We start from the raw sequence: 216 nt of genomic DNA on the forward strand, positions 1-216 counted from the left end.
AGTCATTACGCCATCAAATCAGACGGCAATAAGATTGCTAATCCGCGCCACCTTATCAATGCCAGCCGTCACCTACGTCGAAAACAAAAAGCCTTATCTCGCAAGCCAAAAGGGAGTGCTAATCGCCGTAAAGCCCGAATACAGCTTGCAGGTGTACACGAACGGGTAGCCAATGCCCGTGCTGATTTTCAACTACAAACTCTCTCGTGCAAATTG

At 48.1% G+C, this 216-nt stretch carries 1 protein-coding gene; it reads left to right on the forward strand.

Going from position 1 to position 216, the window contains the following annotated elements:
• Positions 1–216 (forward strand): transposase (locus tag BHE89_RS03935; RefSeq protein WP_141008266.1); only part of this gene is annotated, 216 nt, incomplete at both ends.

Origin of the sequence: Shigella sp. FC1967, assembly GCF_001743005.1 — a bacterium.
Classification (GTDB): Bacteria; Pseudomonadota; Gammaproteobacteria; order Enterobacterales; family Enterobacteriaceae; genus Proteus.